Origin of the sequence: Bartonella gabonensis (assembly GCF_903679515.1) — a bacterium.
In the GTDB taxonomy this organism is placed as follows: domain Bacteria; phylum Pseudomonadota; class Alphaproteobacteria; order Rhizobiales; family Rhizobiaceae; genus Bartonella; species Bartonella gabonensis.
On the sequence record NZ_CAHOYM010000068.1, the window covers coordinates 1 to 3,925 of the forward strand.

4 protein-coding genes are annotated in these 3,925 nt (G+C 35.5%); all 4 read left to right on the forward strand.

Going from position 1 to position 3,925, the window contains the following annotated elements:
* Positions 1–1,934: autotransporter outer membrane beta-barrel domain-containing protein (locus tag HWX04_RS07860; protein ID WP_500676368.1), on the forward strand; the 1,934-nt coding region annotated here is incomplete at its 5' end.
* 87 nt (positions 1,935–2,021) lie between these two features.
* Positions 2,022–2,198, forward strand: a complete 177-nt coding sequence (locus tag HWX04_RS08795; RefSeq protein WP_246257625.1) for a hypothetical protein — start codon at positions 2,022–2,024, stop codon at positions 2,196–2,198.
* 21 nt (positions 2,199–2,219) lie between these two features.
* A complete protein-coding gene (locus tag HWX04_RS08845; protein ID WP_281356854.1) occupies positions 2,220–2,405 on the forward strand; it encodes an autotransporter outer membrane beta-barrel domain-containing protein in 186 nt (61 codons plus the stop codon).
* Positions 2,406–2,446: 41 nt separating this feature from the next.
* Positions 2,447–2,917 carry an autotransporter outer membrane beta-barrel domain-containing protein gene (locus HWX04_RS08800; protein WP_281356853.1) on the forward strand — a complete coding sequence of 157 codons (471 nt, stop codon included), beginning with the start codon at positions 2,447–2,449 and terminating at the stop codon, positions 2,915–2,917.
* The last annotated feature ends 1,008 nt before the right edge of the window (positions 2,918–3,925 follow it).

Here is a 3,925-nt window from a genome sequence, read left to right on the forward strand (position 1 = left end):
CAATATGTGCTCAAAATGGCAGCAGCATCATCTTAACCGATAATACTCAAATTACATCCCATGATGAAGGAGGCCTCTATGCAGAAGGTGCAGGATCCAAGATCACAATGACAACAGGAAACGTGACAGGAAAATCTACAGCCTTAGAAGCAGACAGAGGTGAGCATATTACGGTCACAAATGTTACTCTAAAAGCAACCAACGATGGCAGCGGCGTAGCTGCTGGTGCAGCTACCTCTGGCTCTAACAGTATGATTGAATTGCTTGGAAATACAACAATTAGTAATGTTAAAATCGGAAGTGATACGCAAAACGATAGCACAATCAAAATGATCGGAGGCACCATCAAGAGTTCCGCATCTGGCGTTCACCTTTTAAAAAATAAGAGCAATAACAAACTGAAAGATGTAACAATATTAAATAGTAAGGACAATGCACTACTAATCAATGGAATAAATGCAAGAAGAAGTAAGATTACTTTAGAAAATGTAACAGTTAAGCAAACAATCAATAGCATAATTTCAAATGATAATTCTCAAATAACCGTTTCTGGAGGATCATTTAGCGCAAAAAGTGCAGCACTATCTGCCCTAGATGGCAGCACTATTACTTTAACTGACAATGCTCAAATTGTATCATCTGATGACAGTGGGCTCTATGCAAAAGACTCAAAATCCACCATCACCATGACAGGAGGAACAGTGACGGGAAACACAACATTGTTTGCAGAAAAGGGGGGACACATTAAAACCACGAATGTCGTTCTAACAACGAAAGATGGTAGTAAAATCCCCAGTGTAACAAGTCTAAATATGGGTAGTTTGGTTGAGTTATATGGGAATACAACAATAAAAAATGCTGAAATCGGACTTTATGCAGGAGATGGTAGTACGATCAAAATGAGTGGAGGAACAGTCATTGAGAAAAAAGATACATTTGTTGTAAATAATAATGGACATATTGATGTGAGAGAGGTTTCTGCAACAGCAGAAGAGAGGGGGATAGCTTTTGAAAAATCTAACAACAATAAAACAGCAGAAGTTAATTTGACCAATACAATTCTTACCGTTAAAGAGGGCACTGGAATTCTCATTAGCGCTTTGACAGACAGTAACAACGATAATGTTACCGATCTATTAATTGGTAAAGTTAATCTCAAAAAGTCAACAGTCAGAGCCGATGTTTTGTTAGGAGATAGTTTCTTTACGAAAGGGAAAGTGGCTTGGTCAGATATAGATTTAAAAACGCTATCCAATGGTAGTTTCACATTAAGCGCAGACAATTCTATTTTAGAGGGTAGAGCAGACTTTGAAAAAAATTTCAAAACAATTTTTGATCTGCAAACAATACAAAATGGACATTTGAGAACTAGTATACAAGAAAAAGATGCTGATGGCAACCTGCTTGATATTGCTCAAAGAGCACATTCTGATATTTCTGTTCTGGGCCTCAACAACAGCTCTATTGTTTTTGCAGAATCAATAGAAGGACATTACCACACATTGCATATAGGTTCTGGAAAACCAGTTACCAAAGCGGTCTATAATGCAACAGGCAATGCACAGATTTCTTTCAATACTTTGTGGAATGATAGCAAGCCAATAACAGAGCAAAAAACCGATCATCTTCTGATTCATGGTGATGTTTCAGGTATTACATTGGTTTATGTCACTGGACATTTAGAAAAGAACAATATTGAAGCAAGTACTTCTATCCCTAGCAATATGCAAGATTTTTCACTGATCCAAGTTTTTGGAAAAGCAAATCCAAATTCTTTTAAACTGGCAAATGGCTATATCACAATAAGTGGTTCACCTTATAAATATATACTGAAAGCTTATGAAACAACATCAAACCATCGTAAAACCAATGGTAAACAAAATCTTTCAGAAGAAAATAAAAAGTTTTGGGATTTTACAGCCAGTACTTCTTGATAATAACTCAAAAGTAAAAACTGTCGTGCCATAAATACAAACTATTTGGTCATGCCAAATGCTCTCTTCTATAGTGGATTGACCGATATGACTGAGCAAAACGCATTGTTAGCCAATCTCAAAACATCTGTGTTGAGAAAACAAAAAGAAAAACAGAACAGCTTCTTCTTATACACCTACGGAAGCACAGGAGCATTGTCCTGTGAAAGTGCGCTTCGTCAATATGGTTATAGCGGTGCTGATCTTCGCTATGCCGCTCTCTAAGGGGGTGTTAACTTCACAGCACTGGAAGGGCATAATACCACAACACATTTTGGTCTTGTTGGAACTTATGGACAACTCTCTTTCACTCCAAAGGGTATGAAAGATGCAGGGAAAAACACTGTTGATAAATGGTCACTCACAGCCTATGGAACCGTACAGCATGACAATGGCTTCTATCTTGATACCCTGTTATCCTATAAATCCTAAACGGAGAAATCACCAATGCCATCATTGGTACAACGGAAAAATTGAAAAATGCCAAAATGTTTACAATCTTCACAACTGTTGGCAAACAATTTGCCACCGGAATGAAAGGTGTAACGTTTGAACCACAAGCACAACTTGCTTATCAACATTTGACGTTTGATACAATTTCAGATACCGATCATTTTACCATTGATATGAACAATCCTCATCAATGGGTGATCCGTGTTGGTGGACGTTTGACAAAAACCGTTGTGAGTTCTGAAAACAACCATCCTATGCCCTTCTATGGAAAAGTAAACTTGATTAAAACCTTGGGTGATGATCAAGCGCTCCATATTGATAAGGATTATAAACTTGATGCTATGGGAGCAGCCATTGAAGGTGGGCTTTGTATGAATGCACAATTATCCACTAACCTCTCCCTTCATGGTGATGTTAGCTATCAACAAAAGTTTGAAAAAACAGGCATATCGGGAGCAAGCTTTTCAGACGGAATACGCTATCAGTTTTAAATCAAAACTGTAAAAACAGCCTATTCATACTATTCAATTTAACAAAAAGGTAGCATAACATGCTACCCTTTTTATTCTTAACACTCTTTCATTAAAAGATCGCTCAAATAGCTTTGTTGTTTACCCCATTCTTATGCTTTTTTATTAGAAGGAGCTCTTTAACATCATCTCCATCAAGGTTTATTGATTTACAAGACTGGATATTGTTTTTTTAAAGCATACCAGATTGAGTGTTTGAATGTATTTATCTCTCTCAAACAAAATGTTGCAAAGTGCTTCTCCAAGTGAAAGCAAAAATCTCAGAAAAAAACATTGCCAGCGCAGATTTTATTGATAAATCACGCTTGCTTCATACCCCCTTCCCTGTTTCTTAAGAAAAAATGTAAGGTATTTTTATCGAGAAGATGTCAAAAGCGCAAAATAATGAAAGCTGAAACCTTTTAATAAAAGCACAATTTCTGATAAAAGTGCCATTTTATGGACCAAGCATTATTCATTTCAAAGCTTCAACACAAAGCTCTTTAGGAATTGCGTTTTTCTACTTGAAATAGGCTTTTCTTCCTTTTTACATTAGTCCCGCGCCATATTCTATTCGTGAATTTATCTATAAAACTAAAAAAGTGAATTTTTAGACAATAGACAAATAACAGTATCTAAAAAAAAAATAATAACAGCTCTTTCTTTACACCTTTGCCTATTGATACCCCCTATTCTTTCAATCAACAAGCTTATTACACCATCTATAAGGCTTCATTGACACTTCCCTGTACCATTTTAGATAAGCAATTTGAGAAAGCTCATCTCACTGAAATAAAATAAAACAATGAAAAAACGATCAAAGCCAGTATAATGGAAATAAATTTTTAAATACAATATGATGTTATCATATCTTAAAAGATAGTCTAAAAACAGCACCTATTTAGTTTTCTTATTTTTTAACAACAAGCACTATTTTATAATAATTTGTTTAGTTATAAGATTATTAAAGCTTACAAAAGAGTATTATAT